General features: G+C 63.1%; 18 protein-coding genes and 1 pseudogene. 10 read left to right on the plus strand and 9 right to left on the minus strand.

Going from position 1 to position 16,473, the window contains the following annotated elements:
• Positions 1 to 68 precede the first annotated feature (68 nt).
• The 3 genes and pseudogenes from trxA to FJ979_RS19905 all read left to right on the plus strand — a co-directional run bounded on the left by trxA (position 69) and on the right by FJ979_RS19905 (position 1,108).
• On the plus strand, positions 69 to 392 hold the full coding sequence (trxA, locus tag FJ979_RS19895; protein WP_140491167.1) for a thioredoxin: 324 nt from the start codon (positions 69 to 71) through the stop codon (positions 390 to 392).
• Positions 393 to 514: 122 nt separating this feature from the next.
• Positions 515 to 796: a cupin domain-containing protein gene (locus FJ979_RS19900; protein WP_140524093.1), complete on the plus strand. Its 282-nt coding sequence runs from the start codon at positions 515 to 517 to the stop codon at positions 794 to 796.
• Between the two features lie 64 nt (positions 797 to 860).
• A pseudogene (locus FJ979_RS19905) lies at positions 861 to 1,108 on the plus strand (plasmid stabilization protein).
• Positions 1,109 to 1,213: 105 nt separating this feature from the next.
• Here FJ979_RS19905 and FJ979_RS19910 read toward each other — a convergent pair.
• The 5 genes from FJ979_RS19910 to FJ979_RS19930 all read right to left on the minus strand — a co-directional run bounded on the left by FJ979_RS19910 (position 1,214) and on the right by FJ979_RS19930 (position 6,549).
• On the minus strand, positions 1,214 to 2,539 hold the full coding sequence (locus FJ979_RS19910; RefSeq protein WP_140554556.1) for a folylpolyglutamate synthase/dihydrofolate synthase family protein: 1,326 nt from the start codon (positions 2,537 to 2,539) through the stop codon (positions 1,214 to 1,216).
• Between the two features lie 62 nt (positions 2,540 to 2,601).
• On the minus strand, positions 2,602 to 3,528 hold the full coding sequence (gene accD / locus FJ979_RS19915) for an acetyl-CoA carboxylase, carboxyltransferase subunit beta (protein WP_140491161.1): 927 nt from the start codon (positions 3,526 to 3,528) through the stop codon (positions 2,602 to 2,604).
• 181 nt (positions 3,529 to 3,709) lie between these two features.
• Entirely contained in the window at positions 3,710 to 4,549 is an 840-nt protein-coding gene (trpA, locus tag FJ979_RS19920; RefSeq protein WP_140561789.1) for a tryptophan synthase subunit alpha, read from the minus strand.
• Between the two features lie 2 nt (positions 4,550 to 4,551).
• Positions 4,552 to 5,802 carry a tryptophan synthase subunit beta gene (gene trpB / locus FJ979_RS19925; RefSeq protein ID WP_140583015.1) on the minus strand — a complete coding sequence of 417 codons (1,251 nt, stop codon included), beginning with the start codon at positions 5,800 to 5,802 and terminating at the stop codon, positions 4,552 to 4,554.
• Positions 5,803 to 5,889: 87 nt separating this feature from the next.
• On the minus strand, positions 5,890 to 6,549 hold the full coding sequence (locus FJ979_RS19930; protein ID WP_140524085.1) for a phosphoribosylanthranilate isomerase: 660 nt from the start codon (positions 6,547 to 6,549) through the stop codon (positions 5,890 to 5,892).
• Positions 6,550 to 6,660: 111 nt separating this feature from the next.
• Here FJ979_RS19930 and FJ979_RS19935 point away from each other — a divergent pair, with 111 nt between their 5' ends.
• Entirely contained in the window at positions 6,661 to 6,879 is a 219-nt protein-coding gene (locus FJ979_RS19935) for a hypothetical protein (RefSeq protein WP_140491152.1), read from the plus strand.
• A gap of 104 nt (positions 6,880 to 6,983) precedes the next feature.
• Here the strand turns inward: FJ979_RS19935 and FJ979_RS19940 are convergent, their stop codons facing one another.
• From FJ979_RS19940 to FJ979_RS19955, 4 genes are all read right to left on the minus strand, one after another.
• Positions 6,984 to 7,742, minus strand: coding sequence for a M48 family metallopeptidase (locus FJ979_RS19940; protein WP_140561794.1), 759 nt, complete (start codon positions 7,740 to 7,742; stop codon positions 6,984 to 6,986).
• A gap of 100 nt (positions 7,743 to 7,842) precedes the next feature.
• The gene (locus tag FJ979_RS19945) at positions 7,843 to 8,325 is read right to left on the minus strand and encodes a DUF2852 domain-containing protein (protein WP_140583018.1); all 483 of its coding nucleotides are present in this window, start codon (positions 8,323 to 8,325) and stop codon (positions 7,843 to 7,845) included.
• A 117-nt stretch (positions 8,326 to 8,442) separates the two neighbouring features.
• Positions 8,443 to 9,585: a benzoate/H(+) symporter BenE family transporter gene (locus FJ979_RS19950; RefSeq protein WP_140583020.1), complete on the minus strand. Its 1,143-nt coding sequence runs from the start codon at positions 9,583 to 9,585 to the stop codon at positions 8,443 to 8,445.
• Between the two features lie 2 nt (positions 9,586 to 9,587).
• Positions 9,588 to 10,352, minus strand: a complete 765-nt coding sequence (locus FJ979_RS19955; RefSeq protein ID WP_140583023.1) for an alpha/beta hydrolase — start codon at positions 10,350 to 10,352, stop codon at positions 9,588 to 9,590.
• A 217-nt stretch (positions 10,353 to 10,569) separates the two neighbouring features.
• Between FJ979_RS19955 and infC the strand changes: the two genes are divergently transcribed.
• The 6 genes from infC (at position 10,570) to pheT (ending at position 16,468) form a co-directional block, all read left to right on the plus strand.
• A complete protein-coding gene (gene infC / locus FJ979_RS19960) occupies positions 10,570 to 11,106 on the plus strand; it encodes a translation initiation factor IF-3 (RefSeq protein ID WP_140491142.1) in 537 nt (178 codons plus the stop codon).
• Between the two features lie 140 nt (positions 11,107 to 11,246).
• Complete coding sequence (locus FJ979_RS19965; RefSeq protein ID WP_140563505.1) at positions 11,247 to 11,873, plus strand: isoprenylcysteine carboxylmethyltransferase family protein; 627 nt, start codon at positions 11,247 to 11,249, stop codon at positions 11,871 to 11,873.
• 206 nt (positions 11,874 to 12,079) lie between these two features.
• Positions 12,080 to 12,283, plus strand: a complete 204-nt coding sequence (gene rpmI / locus FJ979_RS19970; protein WP_006201248.1) for a 50S ribosomal protein L35 — start codon at positions 12,080 to 12,082, stop codon at positions 12,281 to 12,283.
• Positions 12,284 to 12,374: 91 nt separating this feature from the next.
• Positions 12,375 to 12,776, plus strand: a complete 402-nt coding sequence (rplT, locus tag FJ979_RS19975; protein WP_006201247.1) for a 50S ribosomal protein L20 — start codon at positions 12,375 to 12,377, stop codon at positions 12,774 to 12,776.
• Positions 12,777 to 12,918: 142 nt separating this feature from the next.
• Positions 12,919 to 14,016, plus strand: coding sequence for a phenylalanine--tRNA ligase subunit alpha (gene pheS, locus FJ979_RS19980; RefSeq protein WP_140491135.1), 1,098 nt, complete (start codon positions 12,919 to 12,921; stop codon positions 14,014 to 14,016).
• Between the two features lie 43 nt (positions 14,017 to 14,059).
• Positions 14,060 to 16,468 carry a phenylalanine--tRNA ligase subunit beta gene (pheT, locus tag FJ979_RS19985; protein WP_140583025.1) on the plus strand — a complete coding sequence of 803 codons (2,409 nt, stop codon included), beginning with the start codon at positions 14,060 to 14,062 and terminating at the stop codon, positions 16,466 to 16,468.
• Positions 16,469 to 16,473: the final 5 nt, after the last annotated feature.

A 16,473-nucleotide genomic window follows, 5' to 3' on the forward strand; every position in this document is an offset into this window, starting at 1 on the left:
AACTGCTTGAAGAAGGGCGCGGCAACCACCACATTTGGTGCGACGAAAAATTTCGAAAGGATTTCCGCATGGCTACCGTCAAGGTCGACAAGAACAATTTCCAGACCGCTGTGCTCGACGCCAAGGAGCCGGTCGTGGTGGATTTCTGGGCGGAATGGTGCGGTCCCTGCAAGATGATCGCGCCGGCGCTGGAAGACATCGCCAATGAGCTCGGCAGCAAGGTGAAGATCGCCAAGCTCAACATCGACGAGAATCCCGAACTGGCAGCGGAATTCGGCGTGCGCTCTATCCCGACGCTGATGATCTTCAAGGGCGGCGAAAGAGCCGATGTGAAGGTTGGCGCCGCGCCCAAGACCGCGCTGTCGCACTGGATCAACGGTAATCTCGCCTGATCAATCCGAAATTCCTGACATCAAGCCCGGCCGATCGCGTTGGCGTCATTGGTCGCCCGCTCTGGCCCTGACGTCCGGGGCCTCCATGTCTTCTGCTGGAAGCAGATGCAGGGAGAGGAAAAATGACCGGATCCGCCAAGGCCACCGTCTTCATCGACAATGAGCGCGTCATCGTCACGGAATACCGCTTTCAGCCGGGCGACAACACCGGCTGGCACCGCCATGGCCACGACTATGTTGTCGTGCCGCTGATGGACGGCAAGGTAAAGCTTCTGACCAAGGACGGCGAATCCTTCGCCGAAATGAAGAAAGGCGCGCCCTATTTCCGCAGGGAAGGCGTCGAGCACGACGTCATCAGCGCCAATGAGGGCGAATATGCCTTCATTGAGATCGAGCTGAAATAGCGGCGTTCGCCTCGAATACCGCAGCGGAAACCGGTATATATGTCTTCCAACAACGGAGTTTGAGATGGCCGAACCTCAGCTCTCGGTCCGTAGCGCAAAAGCACGCGACCTGGCTCATAGACTTGCTCGTCGCGAAAATCGCTCGATAGCAGATGTCGTCGAGCGAGCGCTTGAATCCTACGAGATTCGTGAAGCAGGTCGCGAACCCGCGCCCACATTCTATGCCCACCTGGCGCAAGCAGTGGCACCGACATCGATCTGGAGAAAATCGTCCGAGAAGGCCGTCAGGCTCATACAGGACCTGAAGTTTGATTTTCGCCGTACCAACGACCTGGCACCACCGGCCTGATATGATCTCGCGTTGGGACTTCTGAGCGGCGGCTTGGACCGGTTAGTTAGGCGCAGATACTGGATGCGTCACGTCGGCGGCGTGCCGTTCTCCGCCAACACCGCGCCAGCCAGATAGAGCGAGCCGCCGATCAGGATTCGCGGCGGCGGGCCGTCCCAGGTGTCGCGCAGCAACATCAGCGCGCTGGCGACGGAACTCACCGGCTCGGCCGTAAGCCCGGCCTCCGTGGCGCGGGCCGCCAGTTCGTCGTTCGGCACGCTGGCGTCGCTCAGGCTCACCGGCACGGTATAGACGTGCCGGGCGAGGCCATTGAAGGCGCGGAAATAGCCGCTCTGGTCCTTGGTGTTGATCATGCCGGAGATGAGAAAAAGCGGCCTGGGGTTCTTCTCTTCCTGTTCGGCCAGCGCCTCGGCGACGACCACGCCGGCGCCCGGATTGTGGCCGCCGTCGAGCCAGATGTCGGCGCCCTTCGGCGCCAGTTCCGTCAGCCTGCCTTGCGACAGCTTCTGCATCCGCCCCGGCCAGGCGACAGTGGTCATCGCCTTCTCGGCGGCACGGTGGCTGATCTCGAAGCCGGCTGCCTTGACGGCGGCGATCGCGGCGGCCGCGTTGGCGAACTGGTGGCGCCCGGGCAGCCGCGGCGGCGGCAGATCCATCAAGCCATCATCGTCCTGATAGACCATGCGGCCGTTCTCCTCGAAGGCGAGGAAATCCTGTCCATAGACCAGGGTCGGGCAGCCGAGCCGCTCGGCGGTTTCGATCAGCACCTGCTGCGCCGCCTCGGTTTCCTGTGCGCCGATGACCACCGGGCAGCCGCGCTTGATGATGCCGGCCTTCTCGGCGGCGATCAGTTCGACGCGGTCGCCGAGATAGGCTTCGTGGTCCATCGACACCGGCATGATCACCGAGACAGCCGGCCTGGCGATGACATTGGTGGCGTCGAAGCGGCCGCCGAGACCGACCTCGACGATGGCGGCATCGGCCGGATGCTCCGAAAACAGGATGAAGGTGACGGCGGTGAGGATCTCGAAAACGGTGATCTTCTCGCCGCCATTGGCCTTGGCGACGCGGGCGATGGCCTCGGCGAAGATATCGTCCTCGACCAGCCTGCCGCCGCCATCAGCCGCCAGCCGGTAGCGCTCGTGCCAGCTGACCAGATGCGGCGAGGTGTGCACGTGCACGAGTCGGCCGGATGCTTCCAGAAGCGCTCGCGAGAAGGCGGCGCAAGAGCCCTTGCCGTTGGTGCCGGCGATGTGGATCACCGGCGGCAGCAAGTCCTGAGGATTGCCCAGCCGCTCCAGCAGTCGTGAAATGCGGTCGAGCGAAAGGTCGAAGCCTTTCGGGTGAAGCGCCATCAGCGCTTCGATTTCACGGTCGGCGGCAAGCGTGGTCATGTAGGAGTCCTAAGCGCGCGATGGATCGCGCGCAATCGCGGTTCGCGGCAAAGAGTGTCGCGTCAGGCCTGCGGCCGTGCTTCCGTCGCGACCACCGCCGGCGGCAGGATTTCCGGCTCCAGGGGCTTGTGCTCTTCCGGCATCTTGAGCAGCATCTTCAAGAGCCGCGCGATGGTCCGGCGCATCTCCAGTCGCGATACCACCATGTCGACCATGCCGTGTTCCATCAGATATTCGGAGCGCTGGAAGCCGTCCGGCAGTTTTTCCCGGATGGTCTGCTCGATGACACGCGGTCCGGCGAAGCCGATCAGTGCGCCGGGCTCGGCTATATGCACGTCGCCCAGCATGGCGTAGGAGGCAGTGACGCCGCCGGTCGTCGGATTGGTCAGCACGACGATGTAGGGAAGGCCGGCTTCCTTCAGCCGGTCGACGCCAACCGTGGTGCGCGGCAATTGCATCAGCGACAGGATGCCTTCCTGCATGCGCGCGCCGCCGGAAGCGGCAAACAGGATCAGCGGCCGCTTGCGCTGCACGGCCACCTCGAAGGCATGAACGATGGCGTCGCCCGCGGCCATGCCGAGCGAACCGCCCATGAAGGCAAAATCCTGCACCGTCACCACCACCGGCAGGCCTTCTACGGTGCCCAGCGCGTTGACGATGGCATCTTCCAGGCCGGTCTTGGCCTTGGCGTCCTTCAACCGGTCAGTGTAGCGCTTCTCGTCGCGGAATTTCAGCGGGTCCAGCATGACCTTGGGATTTTCGAGCTGTTCGTATTTGCCGTCGTCGAGGAAGTATTTCAGCCGCTCCTTGGCCGAGATCTTCATGTGATGGCCCGAAGACGGGATAACGAACTGGTTGGATTCCAGATCCTTGTGGAACACCATCTCCCCGGTCTCGGGATCCTTGATCCACAGGTTCTCGGGCATGTCGGTGCGCCGGCCGAGCATCGAATTGATCTTCGGGCGAACGTAGTTGGTGATCCAGTTCATCGCTTCGGCTCCTGTCCTGACGAAGAGTTAGAGCAATTCCAGGAAAAGTGTGAACCGGTTTTCCGACCGGAATTGCGATAAAGCAAAAAGATAGAGCGGTTCGGCGTTTCCGTGAAACGGCAAACCGATCCAGCGCATGCCGCCCGGGATGGCGACGTGCACAAGACCTGAGGTAGGAAAACTATTCGGCGGCAGCAAGGCGGGCCGACCGCACGCCCTGCGCGAGGCCGCTGACCAGCGTGGCGACGGCCTCGGCCGGGTCGGCGGTCTTTTCGCCCTTCGGCCCCAGCACATTGGCGACCGCATTGACGATCGCGGTACCGACGACGACGCCGTCGGCATTGGCGCCGATGACGCGCGCCTGTTCGGCGGTCTTGACGCCGAAGCCGACGCAGACCGGCAGATCGGTATGGCCCTTGATGCGCTTGACCGCCGCAGCCACCTTGCCGGTGTCGGCCAGCGCGGAACCGGTGATGCCGGTCATCGACACGTAATAGACGAAGCCGGACGTGTTCTGCAGCACCTTGGGCAGGCGCTTGTCGTCGGTGGTCGGCGTCGCCAGCCGGATGAAGTTGATGCCGGCTTTCAGCGCCGGGATGCACAGCTCCTCGTCCATCTCAGGCGGCAGGTCGACGACGATCAGCCCGTCGATGCCGCTGGCCAATGCGTCCTTGAGAAAGCGATCGACGCCGTAGATGTAGATCGGGTTGTAGTAGCCCATCAGAACGATCGGCGTCTCATTGTCGCCGGTGCGGAAGTCAGCCGCCATCTTGAGCGTCTTAACCAGCGTCTGGCCGCCTCTAAGCGCCCGCAAGCCCGCGGCCTGGATCGCCGGGCCATCGGCCATCGGATCGGAGAACGGCATGCCGAGTTCGATGATGTCCGCGCCGGCCGTTGGCAGCGCCTTCATGATCGACAGCGAGGTCTGATAGTCCGGGTCGCCGCCCATGAAATAGGTGACGAGCGCCGGGCGGCCTTCGTTCTTGAGCTTTGCCATGCGGCGATCGATGCGGGTCACCATGATCAGATCTCCATGCCCAGCATCGAAGCCACCGTATGCACGTCCTTGTCGCCGCGGCCGGACAGGTTGACGATGACGATCTGGTCCTTGTCCATGGCGGGCACGATCTTCACCGCATGGGCGATGGCGTGCGCCGATTCGAGCGCCGGGATGATGCCTTCGACGCGTGTGGTCAGCTTGAAGGCCTCCAGCGCCTCGTCGTCGAGGATCGGCACATATTCGACGCGGCCAGAGTCGCGCAGCCAGGAATGCTCCGGGCCGACGCCGGGGTAATCGAGGCCGGCCGAGATCGAATGGCCGTCCATGATCTGGCCGTCGGCATTTTGCAGGAGATAGGTGCGGTTGCCATGCAGCACGCCCGGCGCGCCGGCGTTCATCGAGGCGCAGTGCTCGACGCCGTCGAGGCCACGCCCGCCAGCCTCGATGCCGATGATGCGGACATCCTTGTCGTCGAGGAACGGATGGAACAGGCCGATGGCGTTGGAGCCGCCGCCGACGGCGGCGATGATGGTGTCGGGCAACCGGCCTTCCTGCTCGAGGATCTGAGCGCGCGCCTCCGAACCGATCACCGACTGGAAGTCGCGCACCAGCTCTGGATAGGGGTGCGGGCCGGCGGCGGTGCCGATCAGGTAATAAGTGTCCTCGACATTGGTCACCCAGTCGCGCAGCGCCTCGTTCATGGCGTCCTTCAGCGTGCCATGGCCAGCGGTCACCGGCCGCACTTCGGCGCCGAGCAGCTTCATGCGGAACACGTTGGGGCTCTGGCGGGCAACGTCGGTCGCGCCCATATAGACGACGCAGGGAAACCCAAAACGGGCCGCGACCGTGGCCGATGCCACGCCGTGCTGGCCGGCCCCGGTCTCGGCGATGATGCGCGTCTTGCCCATGCGCTTGGCCAGCAGGATCTGGCCGAGGCAATTGTTGATCTTGTGCGAACCGGTATGGTTCAGGTCCTCGCGCTTGAAATAAACCTTTGCGCCGCCCCCGATGCCCTTGGCCGAGGAAACCTCACGAAGATGCCTGGTCAGTCCTTCGGCGAAATAAAGCTTCGACGGCCGCCCCGCATAATGGGTCGAAAGATCGGTGAGCTCGGCCCTGAAATCCGGATCGTTCTTGACCTCGTTCCAGTGCCGTTCGAGGTCGAGGATCAGCGGCATCAGCGTTTCGGCCACGAAACGACCGCCGAAAATGCCAAACATGCCCTGTTCGTCGGGTCCGGTGCGGAAGGAATTGAGTGTCGCCGGCTTGTTCATCGCCGATCTCCTGGCATCTCGATTTTCTTAAGCATGTCCTGTCGAAAACCGTTTTCCACTTTCGGGACATGCTCGGGTTTGAGCCGGTCAGGCGGCGCGGTCGTCTCGCGCTGCCTTGACGGCCCGGAAAAACTGCTCGATCAGCGCCGGATCCTTGATGCCCGGCGCGCTTTCCACGCCGGAGGAAATATCAATTCCGGGCGGGCTGGCAAGCCGAAGGGCATCGCCGATATTGGCGGCGTTGAGCCCACCGGAAAGCATGTAATCGAGCCCGGCGTCAAGGCCGGTCAGGATGCGCCAGTCGAACGCAACGCCATTGCCGCCCGGCAACTCGGAGCCCTTCGGCGGCTTGGCGTCGAACAGGAACCGGTCCGCGACCCCGACGAACGGTTTGATGCGCTCGAGATCGGCGGCTTCGCTGAGCGGCAGCGCCTTCATGACCGGCAGGTCATAGCGGGCTTTCAGTTCGGCCACCCGTTCGGGCGTTTCCGAGCCGTGCAGCTGCAGCATGTCCGGGCGCATGCTGTCGATGATGTCGTCCAGGAAGGTGTCGTTGGCGTCGACGGTAACGGCAACCGCCAAAGCCTTGCCGCGCGCGGCTTCGCGCAACCGCCCGGCTGCAGCCGGTTCGATGTAACGCGGGCTCTTGGCAAAGAAAATGAAGCCGACATGGCTGGCGCCGCCGACCAGCGCCGCGGCCATTGCCTGGTCGGTCTTCAAGCCGCAGATTTTGACGTCGAGTGCCATGGCGCGGGAATTGACATGAAATCGAGGCAGAGTCGAGAAAAAGCATGCTGTTTGCCGGCAGGGCCAAAGGCGCTACCTATCATGGGAAAGCATGCAAGGCGGGAGAACATCATGACTGACAGAACCGTTGCCGAACTCAGGCAGAAGATCGCGCAAGCGCGCGAGGTGATCGCGCATTTGATGGACAAGGCCGCCTTCAACGGCGCCGAGGCGCATCGGGCGCTCGATTATTTCGACACCGACGCCTTCGATCGGAATTTTTTACCGTGGCCGCATCATAGCGAAGAGGGGCTGCGGCCTGAAGAGCTAAACGCCGCGAATGACGATTGAGTTCGTGCGGCCAGTAAGAACGTAAACGCTGGCGCGACAGGAGGTGTGAAGGATCACCACGCAACAGCTTATCCTCAGGCACCGTGCGACGCTTCGCGATTGCGCTACTCGAAAACGATCGCCTGCAGGGCGCCGCCATTGCGCTTCAGCCAGTCCTTGCAGCGGTCGGTGTCGGGACAGAGCTTTTCGCACAATTTCCAGAATTTCGGGCCGTGGTTCATCTCTTTCAGATGCGCTACTTCATGCGCGACGAGGTAGTTGATGACGGGTGGCGGCGCCATCATGATGCGCCAGGAAAAGGACAAATTGCCTTCGGAAGTGCACGAGCCCCAGCGGCTGGACGTGTCCTTGTAGCGGATCGCCTTGGCGCGCTTGCCAAGCGCCTCGGTGTGCCTGGCCACCAGCTTCTCGATCTCCTTCTTGGCCTCGCGCTTCAAAAAATCGGCGATGCGGCGCGGCAGGTGGATGCGCTCGCCATGCACGATCAGCAGCGGGCCGCGTTCGTCGCGCGACACGGTGACGGTGCCGCGCCTTGACGGCTCATGCACGATGCGGTGCGGCACGCCGCGTATGGGGATCTTGATGCCGGGCCGTACCTGCGGCCGCGTTGGCACCTTGGCCAGCCGCTGCTCCAGCCAGTCCTGATGACGATCGAGGAACCGCTCCACCTCGCCGCGGCGCAGGCCCGGCGGCACGGTGATACGCAGGCCCTGGCCGCCGGAATCGATGCGCAGCGTCAGACGCCGCGCCCTGGCGCTCTCGACGATCTTGAGCGGCAGCGTGCGGCCGGCAACGCAGTATTCTCGCTCCACGACAGGCGTGGGCTTGGGCTTCGTCAGATTGCGGAAGAATCCGAGGGTCATGGCCGGACGATACGCGATTCGAGAAAAACGAATAGAACAAAAAAGAAACGGCGCCGCTCGCGCGACGCCGTTTTTTCACGATCGGGCCTGCCGCTCGGCCTCAGTCGTCAAGCAGGTTCGAGCCTTTGCCACGCTTGGTGGGGGTCGTGCCTGTGCTCGGGTCGCTCTTTGCCGGAGTGGTCGACTTGTTGCGGTTCGCCATGAAGCGATCGAACTCGTCCTGGTCCTTGGCGCGACGCAATTCGCGGGCGTAGTCGTCGAACTCGGTCAACATATCGTCGAGCTTGCGGCGTTCCTCGGCCAGGCGTTCAAGCTCCTTTTCGCGCCAGTCGTCAAACGCGACGTTGCCGGTCCGGGCGGAGCCGTGGCCCCAGCGCGCGGCTTTGTCGGAACCGCGGCGGCAGCCGGCGAAGATGCCGTCGGTCGCGCGGTTGACGTCACGCTTGAAGCCCTCGAGCCGGTCGCCCCAGATGATGTAGGCGAGCATGGCGAAGCCGAGCGGCCAGAACACCATGAAGCCGATCACCATCAACGCGATGGTTGCCGGCGTCCAGGCCGGGCGGATCAATGCGGATGTGTTCATTTTCTCCCATTCCTTCGGTTGGAGACAGCCAGGACCGGCTGCGTGGAATCGAAATGGGAAGGCAAAAACGGCGATTCAAGACAATGTCGGCTAAAACCGGACAAGCTGCTGAAATGATTATCGCTTTTTGAGCATATCGAGGAAAAGCACGACCAGCCCGGCAATCAGTCCCCAGAATGCGGCGCCGACGCCGAACAAGGTCAGCCCGGAGGCGGTGACGACAAAAGTGACGGTGGCGGCCATGCGCTCGCTTTCGTCCTTGAGCGCGATCGCCAGCGCGTTGGCCAGCGAGGCCATCAGCGCAAGACCCGCAACCAGCACGATCAGGCTCTGCGGCAGGACGGCGAAGATCGCCACCAGAGAAGCGCCGAAAATCGCGAAGATCAGGTAGGCAAGGGCATAGAACGGCCCTGTCTTCCAGCGCTCGGTGGGGTCTGGATGAACGTCGGGCCCGGTGCAGATAGCCGCCGAAATTGCCGCCAGATTGGTGGTCGAGCCGCCGAACGGCGCCGAAAGCAGCGAAAACAGGCCGGTGATGCCGATCAGCGGACCGGGTTCCGGATGGTAGCCGGCGGCGCGCAGCACGGCGAGGCCCGACAGGTTCTGCGAAGCCATGGTGACCAGGTAGAGCGGTACTGCCAGGCCGATTATCGCCTTGGCGGTGAACACAGGCGCGATCAGAGTGAGCGTCGACAGTTCAGGAGTGGGCAAACCGCCGACGCGGCCGGTGAGAAACGCGGCGAGACCGCCGCCGACCAGCACTGCCAGCACCGACAGCGCCGGATTGAACAGGCGGATGACGAAGAAGGCGGCGATCAACGGCAGGATCAGCCAGGGATCGGCGGGAACAGTTTTGACCGCATTAAGCGCGAAGGTGACGACAATGCCGGCCAGCATTCCTGAAGCGACCGAGGGCGGTATCCCCGAGATCAGTTTCGTCAGCGGCCGGAACAGCCCGGTGGCGACCAAAAGAATGCCGGTAACGATGAAGGCGGCGACGGCCTCGCCGATCGAAAAACCGCTCGACGCCGCCATCAGCGCCAGGCCCGGCGTCGACCAGGCGGTGATGACCGGCATTTTCGTTCGCCAGGATAGCCACAGGCTTTCGACCGCCATCGCCAGGCAGATGGTGGTCACCCAGCTCGCCGTCTGGATTTGCGTCGCGCCAACCGCGTGGGCGGCGGCAATGACAATGGCCAGCGTGCCGCCGAAACCGATGATGGCCGCGACAAAGGCTGAGATCGGGATGGAAAGGCGCATCGTCACTTGCTCCGCGCGGCCATGTCGCCGACCGCCCGCACCAGCATGTCGAGATCCTGCGGCCGCGACAGCCGGTGGTCGCCGTCGGGGATCAGCGACAGCGTGACATCGTCGGCCGGCAGCAGGCTGACCAGCCTCAGCGCATGGCTCGACGGCACGTCCCGATCGGCCAGGCCCTGCACGACGTGTACGGGGCAGTGCGTGTCGAGCGGGCCTGTCATGACCAGGTTGTCGCGCCCATCCTCGATCAGCGCGCGCGTGTAGATGTAGGGCTCGGTGGAATAGTCCGACGGCTCCTCGAAGAAGCCTTTTTTGGCAAGGTCGCGCTTCTGCGCTTTGGTCAGCACCGGTTCGACCAGTTCTGCGGTAAAATCCGGCGCCGGTGCTAGAAGCACCAGACCGACGACGCTTGCGTCGCCTGCCTTGCGCAATTCCTGCACCATGCGCAGGGCGATCCAGGCGCCCATCGACGAGCCGACCAGGATCTGGCTGCCGCTGGTGAAATGCCGGAACACGGCCAGGCTTTGCGAAAGCCATTTCGAGATCGTGCCGTCGGCAAAGGCGCCGCCGGATTCGCCGTGTCCGGAATAGTCATGGCGCAGGAAGGCGCGGCCGTCTTTTGCCGCCCAGTCCGAAAGCGTTTCAGCCTTCGTGCCCAGCATGTCCGACTTGTAGCCGCCGAGCCAGACGACGCCAGGCGTCGCGCCCGCAATATGGCGCACCGCGATGCTCGATCCGTCGACATCCAGAAAGACAGGGGCAGTCATGGCTTTTTCCTCGCGCCGTCTTCGGCGCAGGGTCTTGTGACACAGCCAGTGGCGTGGCGAAAAGTGCTCGCCATCTTTCTTTGTTTGGTGCAGGCAGCGATCAGGTGATTTTCTGTCAATGCTGTGCTATTGACTCCGCCCGCGCGCTCCCCACATTGGCGCGTCCACATATCAAGACCTGCAAATCCAGAACGAAACGGCCAAGGAGACCACGACCATTCGCAGACCTTTCAAAGCAGCGGCGCCGACCAAGGATGGGCCGCGCTCCAATCGTGACATCCGGGTTCCCCGGGTCCAGCTTATCGACGCCGAAGGCCAGAACCGTGGCGATGTTTCCATCAACGACGCATTGCTGCTCGCCGAAGAGGCAGGGCTCGATCTCGTCGAGATATCGCCCAACGCGCAGCCGCCCGTCGTAAAAATCCTCGATCTCGGCAAGTTGAAATACGCCAACCAGAAGAAGGCGGCCGAGGCGCGCAAGAACCAGAAGGTCATCGAGATCAAGGAGATCAAGATGCGCCCGAACATAGACAGCCACGACTACGAGACCAAGATGAAGGCGGTGCGCCGCTTCTTCGAGGAAGGCGACAAGGTCAAGCTGACATTGCGCTTCCGTGGCCGCGAGATGGCGCATATGGAGCTCGGCATGCAGCTTCTGAACAAGGTGCGTGAGGAAGTGGCTACCATCGCCAAGGTGGAAGCGGAGCCGAAGCTCGAAGGCCGCCAGATGATGATGGTGCTGGCGCCGCGCTAGATCACGATAAGGTTAGCGCGACCGACGCGCTCCAATTCCGCCTGAATTGTGCTACAGGGCGTCCCGGCGATCGGCGGGACGCCCATTTCTCGGCCATAGCTGCGGTCGCCGGCTAAGCTCTCGACGATCGGATTCCTCCCTTGGACAAAAAACTCAAATACGGGCTGGGTGGCTACCAGCGCACGCGCAGGCTGGTGCTTGCCGTGCTCGTGGTGGTGCTGTTCGCAGCCCTGCTGTTCGGGCAATCGAGCTTTCCGCCTGATACGGCGATGCATGAAACGATCGAGATGTTCGGCGTGCTGCTGATTTTCCTAGGTATCTGCGGCCGCCTTTGGTCGACGCTCTACATAGGTGGGCGCAAATCTTCCGAAGTTGTGACGGGCGGGCCTTATTCGATCACCCGCAACCCGCTCTATGTGTTCTCGACTGTGGCCGCGGCCGGCGTCGGCGCGCAGATCGGCTCGTTCTCCGGCATCATTCTGTTCGCTGTCCTGTGTGCGGGCGCCTTCCATATCGTCATCCTGCGCGAGGAGAAATTCCTTAAGGAAGCGCTCGGCGAGCCCTATCAGGCCTATCTGGCAAGAGTGCCGCGCTTCTTTCCGAAGCTTTCCCTTTACCAGGAAGGCGACACCGGCAGCTTCAAGCCGCGCCTGCTGTTGACAACGCTTCTCGACGGCCTGGTGTTCCTCATCGCGCTGCCGGCCTTCGAACTGATCGACGGCGCCCAGCAGTCGGGTATGTTGCCGGTGTTGTTTACGCTCCCCTGATGAAGGACCGGGCGCCGCATCCGGGCGTTCGGGGAAACGCGCGGCGCGGTGGGTGTTGCACAGTCGCCTGCTTTGACGTATAGGACCGCCGTTCCAAGAAAACCGCCCGGCAGGGCATGCCGTGGCGGTTTCATTTGCTTTTCGGGCTTTGGTCGGCCCGAAGCGAACAAGAAGCGCGATGGTGCGCCACAATACGGAGTAGCAAAATGCCCAAGATGAAGACCAAATCGGCCGCCAAGAAGCGGTTCAAGATCACCGGTACGGGTAAAGTCCTGTCGGCTGCGGCCGGCAAGCGTCACGGCATGATCAAGCGTTCCAACAAGTTCATTCGAAATGCCCGCGGCACGATGGTTCTGGCTGAACCGGATGGCAAGAAGGTCATCAAGAATTTTCTGCCGAACGGCCTCTGAGCATTCGGCCGAACACGAATTTGTTTTACGCAATTCCGAACGGAAAACCGCAAGGCACTTTTCCTGGAATTGCTTTTAAGGAGATCATGACATGGCACGCGTAAAAAGAGGCGTCACCTCGCACGCCAAGCACAAGAAGGTCCTGAAAGCCGCGAAAGGCTTCTACGGCCGCCGCAAGAACACCATCCGCATCGCCAAGCAGGCGGTGGAAAAGTCGCTGCAATACGCCTATCGCGACCGCAAGAACCGCAAGCGCTCGTTCCGCGCGCTGTGGATCCAGCGCATCAACGCCGCGACGCACGAGCACGGCCTGACCTATGGCCGTTTCATCGACGGCCTCAACAAGGCTGGCATCGAGATCGATCGCAAGATCCTGTCGGATATGGCCATCCACGAGCCGCAGGCTTTCGCCGCGCTCGTGGCCAAGGCCAAGGTTGCTCTTGAGTACCTCAAGAACACCACCCCGAATGCTTTTGAAAGCGCTGTCGCCTAAGACCAGCGCTTCCCAAGCATTCGAAATTCTGATTTGGGGAACCCGCGCTGGCACGGCTGGCGCGGGTTTTTCTTATGCCTGATGTAACCAAATTGGTGACACGCCCGGTGATGGTGGGTTGCCCGATCGAGAGAGTTTCGCCGTGAACGCCACCGCTGGAAATCTTGAAAGCCTGGAAGCTTCGCTGCTCGCCGACATAGCGTCGGCTGCTGACGAGGCCGCGATAGAAGCCGTGCGCGTGGCAGCCCTTGGCAAGAAGGGGTCGATCTCGGAAATGCTGAAGACGCTCGGCTCGATGAGCGCTGAGGAGCGCCAGGTCAAAGGCCCCGCCATCAACGGCCTCAAGAACCGCGTCACCGATGCGCTCACCGCGCGCAAGGCGGAACTCAGGGATGTTGCCATCACTGCCCGCCTCGCCGCGGAGAAGGTCGACGTGACGCTGCCGGTGCGGCAGTCGCCGGCCGAGCGCGGCCGCATTCATCCGATCAGCCAGGTCATCGACGAGATCGCGGCGATCTTCGGCGATCTCGGCTTCGCCATCGCCGAAGGGCCCGACATCGAGACCGACTATTACAATTTCACCGCGCTGAATTTCCCGGAAGGCCATCCGGCGCGCGAGATGCATGACACCTTCTTCTTCCAGCCGGACGAGAAGGGCGAGCGCAAGCTTCTGCGCACCCACACCTCGCCGGTGCAGATCCGCACCATGGAGAAGCAGAAGCCGCCGATCCGCATCGTCATTCCGGGCAAGACCTACCGGCAGGATTCCGACGCCACCCACTCGCCGATGTTCCATCAGGTCGAAGGGCTGGTGATCGACAAATCGGCCAACGTCGCCAACATGAAGTGGGTGCTGGAAGAGTTCTGCAAGGCCTTCTTCGAGGTGCCGTCGGTCAAGATGCGCTTCCGGCCGTCCTTCTTCCCGTTCACCGAGCCAAGCCTCGAGGTCGATATCCAGTGCGACCGCTCGCGGCCAGGCGAGGTGCGCTTCGGCGAAGGCTCCGACTGGATGGAGATCCTTGGCTGCGGCATGGTGCACCCCAACGTTCTGCGCGCTGGCGGGCTCGATCCCGATGAATATCAGGGCTTTGCCTGGGGCATGGGCATCGACCGCATCGCCATGCTGAAATACGGCATGCCGGATCTGCGCGCCTTCTTCGATGCCGATGTGCGCTGGCTGTCGCATTACGGCTTCCGGCCGCTCGACATGCCGACTTTGTTCGGGGGCCTGAGCGCGTGACGGTCAAGACGATTCCTGCTGCGATACATTACGGAACAGCATCATGAAATTCACCCTCTCCTGGCTCAAGGACCATCTCGAGACCGACGCCTCGCTCGGCGAGATCGTCGAGCGGCTGACCTCGATCGGCCTCGAGGTCGAGCATGTCGACGACAAGGCGAGCCTGAAGCCCTTCGTCATCGCCAGGGTGCTGACGGCGGTGCAGCATCCCGACGCCGACCGGCTGCGGGTGCTGACCGTCGACACCGGCGACGGCAAGCCGCCCGTGCAGGTCGTCTGTGGCGCACCCAATGCGCGGGCGGGCATGATCGGCGCCTTCGCCGCGCCCGGCACTTATGTGCCCGGCATCGATGTGACGCTGACGGTTGGCAAGATCAGGGGCGTCGAAAGCCACGGCATGATGTGTTCCGAGCGCGAGCTGGAACTTTCCGACGAGCACAACGGCATCATCGACCTGCCCGAAGATGCGCCGGTCGGCACCAGCTTCGCCGCTTACGCGCATCTCGACGATCCGGTCATCGAGATCAATCTGACGCCAAACCGGCCTGATGCCACCAGCGTTTACGGCATCGCCCGGGATCTCGCGGCGAGCGGTCTCGGCCGCCTCGTCGGCGGCGCGATCATGCCGCATGTCGGCAATGGAATGTGCCCCGTCAAGGTGACGATCGAAGCGCCGGAACTCTGCCCCGGCTTCGCGCTCAATCTGGTCAGCGGCGTCAGGAACGGCCCGTCCCCGAAATGGCTCCAGCAGCGGCTGATCGCCATTGGGCTGAGGCCCATCAGCGCGCTGGTCGATATCACCAACTACGTCACCTTCGATCGTGGCAGGCCGCTGCATGTCTTCGATGCCGGCAAGGTCGCCGGCAATCTTGTCGTGCGTCGCGCCAGGGATGGCGAAAAGGTACTGGCGCTCGACGGCCGCGAATACACGTTGACGCCGGAGATGTGCGTCATCGCCGATGACAATGGCGTGGAATCGATCGCCGGCATCATGGGCGGCGAGCGTTCCGGCTGCGACGAGAACACGACCGACGTGCTGATCGAATCCGCACTCTGGGACCCGATCACCACGGCCCGCACCGGGCGCGCGCTCGGCATCATCACCGATGCCCGCTATCGTTTCGAGCGCGGGGTCGACCCCGAATTCATGGTGCCGGGCGTTGAGCTTGCGACCCGGCTAGTGCTTGATTTCTGCGGCGGCACGCCGACGGAAATCGAGGTGGCCGGCTATGCCGGCCATCAGCCCAAGATCGTCTCCTTCCCGCTGTCGGAAGTGAAGCGGCTGACCGGCATAGAAGTGCCGAAGGCGGAAAGCCTCGATATTCTCACGCGCCTCGGCTTCAAGCCTGAGGGTTCGGGCGATGTCGTCGAAATCGCCGTGCCGTCCTGGCGTCCCGATGTCGACGGCAAGGCCGACCTGGTCGAGGAGGTGATGCGCATCCACGGCGTCGACAACATCGCTTCGCAGCCGCTCGGCGCGCATGACGCGGTCAACGGCAAGATCCTGACGACGCTGCAGATCCGCACCCGCGCGGCCAAGCGGGCGCTGGCCGTGCGCGGCATGATGGAGGCAGTCACCTGGTCGTTCATCCCCGCCAGGCACGCCGAACTGTTCGGCGGCGGGCAGGCTTCGCTCAAGCTCGCCAACCCGATCGCCGCCGACATGTCCGACATGCGGCCCTCGCTGCTGCCCGGCCTGATCGCAGCCGCCCAGCGCAATGCCGACAAGGGCATTGGCGACGTGGCGTTGTTCGAGGTCTCCGGCACCTATGAGGGCGACGGCGCCGACCAGCAACGGCGCGTTGCCGCCGGCGTGCGGCGCGGCACCGCCAAGCTCGACGGTTCCGGCCGCAACTGGGCTGGCAATTCCGGTCCGGTCGGCGTGTTCGACGCCAAGGCTGATGCCATCGCCGCACTCGAAGCCTGCGGTGCGCCGGTCGAGCGGCTGCAGATCGAGGCCGGCGGCCCGTCCTGGTACCATCCTGGTCGTTCCGGAACGATCAAGCTCGGACCGAAGACGGTGCTCGGCACGTTCGGTGAATTTCATCCAAAAACGCTGGAAGGGCTCGACGTCTCCGGCCCGCTCTGCGGCTTCGAAGTGTATGTCGATGCCGTGCCCGAGCCCAAGGCAAAGCCGACGAAAACCAAGCCCAGGCTGGATCTCTCCGCCTTCCAGGCGGTGAAGCGCGACTTCGCCTTCGTCGTCGACAAGGCGGTCGAGGCCGGCACGCTGGTACGCGCGGCGCTCGCCGCGGACAAGAAGCTGGTCACCGGCGTCTCGGTCTTTGATGTTTTCGAAGGTGCGGCGCTCGGCGAGGGCAAGAAGTCCATCGCCATCGAAGTGTCGATCCAGCCGGTCGAGAAGACGCTGACCGACGAGGATTTCGAGGCGTTGGCCAGGCGCGTCGTCGAGAATGTCGGCAAGCAGACTGGAGGCGTGCTCAGGGCATAGCCTCT

Source organism: Mesorhizobium sp. B1-1-6 (genome assembly GCF_006443035.1).
Classification (GTDB): domain Bacteria; phylum Pseudomonadota; class Alphaproteobacteria; order Rhizobiales; family Rhizobiaceae; genus Mesorhizobium.

Excerpts from the sequence above, each read along its gene's own strand:
- rpmI (WP_006201248.1), top strand. The coding sequence starts at position 12,080 with ATGCCCAAGATGAAGACCAAATCGGCCGCCAAGAAGCGGTTCAAGATC.
- rplT (WP_006201247.1), top strand. The coding sequence starts at position 12,375 with ATGGCACGCGTAAAAAGAGGCGTCACCTCGCACGCCAAGCACAAGAAG.
- pheT (WP_140583025.1), top strand. The coding sequence starts at position 14,060 with ATGAAATTCACCCTCTCCTGGCTCAAGGACCATCTCGAGACCGACGCC.
- accD (WP_140491161.1), bottom strand. The coding sequence starts at position 3,528 with ATGAACTGGATCACCAACTACGTTCGCCCGAAGATCAATTCGATGCTC.
- FJ979_RS19935 (WP_140491152.1), top strand. The coding sequence starts at position 6,661 with ATGACTGACAGAACCGTTGCCGAACTCAGGCAGAAGATCGCGCAAGCG.
- FJ979_RS19900 (WP_140524093.1), top strand. The coding sequence starts at position 515 with ATGACCGGATCCGCCAAGGCCACCGTCTTCATCGACAATGAGCGCGTC.
- FJ979_RS19910 (WP_140554556.1), bottom strand. The coding sequence starts at position 2,539 with ATGACCACGCTTGCCGCCGACCGTGAAATCGAAGCGCTGATGGCGCTT.
- FJ979_RS19950 (WP_140583020.1), bottom strand. The coding sequence starts at position 9,585 with ATGCGCCTTTCCATCCCGATCTCAGCCTTTGTCGCGGCCATCATCGGT.
- FJ979_RS19940 (WP_140561794.1), bottom strand. The coding sequence starts at position 7,742 with ATGACCCTCGGATTCTTCCGCAATCTGACGAAGCCCAAGCCCACGCCT.
- trxA (WP_140491167.1), top strand. The coding sequence starts at position 69 with ATGGCTACCGTCAAGGTCGACAAGAACAATTTCCAGACCGCTGTGCTC.
- trpA (WP_140561789.1), bottom strand. The coding sequence starts at position 4,549 with ATGGTGACCCGCATCGATCGCCGCATGGCAAAGCTCAAGAACGAAGGC.
- FJ979_RS19945 (WP_140583018.1), bottom strand. The coding sequence starts at position 8,325 with ATGAACACATCCGCATTGATCCGCCCGGCCTGGACGCCGGCAACCATC.
- FJ979_RS19930 (WP_140524085.1), bottom strand. The coding sequence starts at position 6,549 with ATGGCACTCGACGTCAAAATCTGCGGCTTGAAGACCGACCAGGCAATG.
- FJ979_RS19955 (WP_140583023.1), bottom strand. The coding sequence starts at position 10,352 with ATGACTGCCCCTGTCTTTCTGGATGTCGACGGATCGAGCATCGCGGTG.
- trpB (WP_140583015.1), bottom strand. The coding sequence starts at position 5,802 with ATGAACAAGCCGGCGACACTCAATTCCTTCCGCACCGGACCCGACGAA.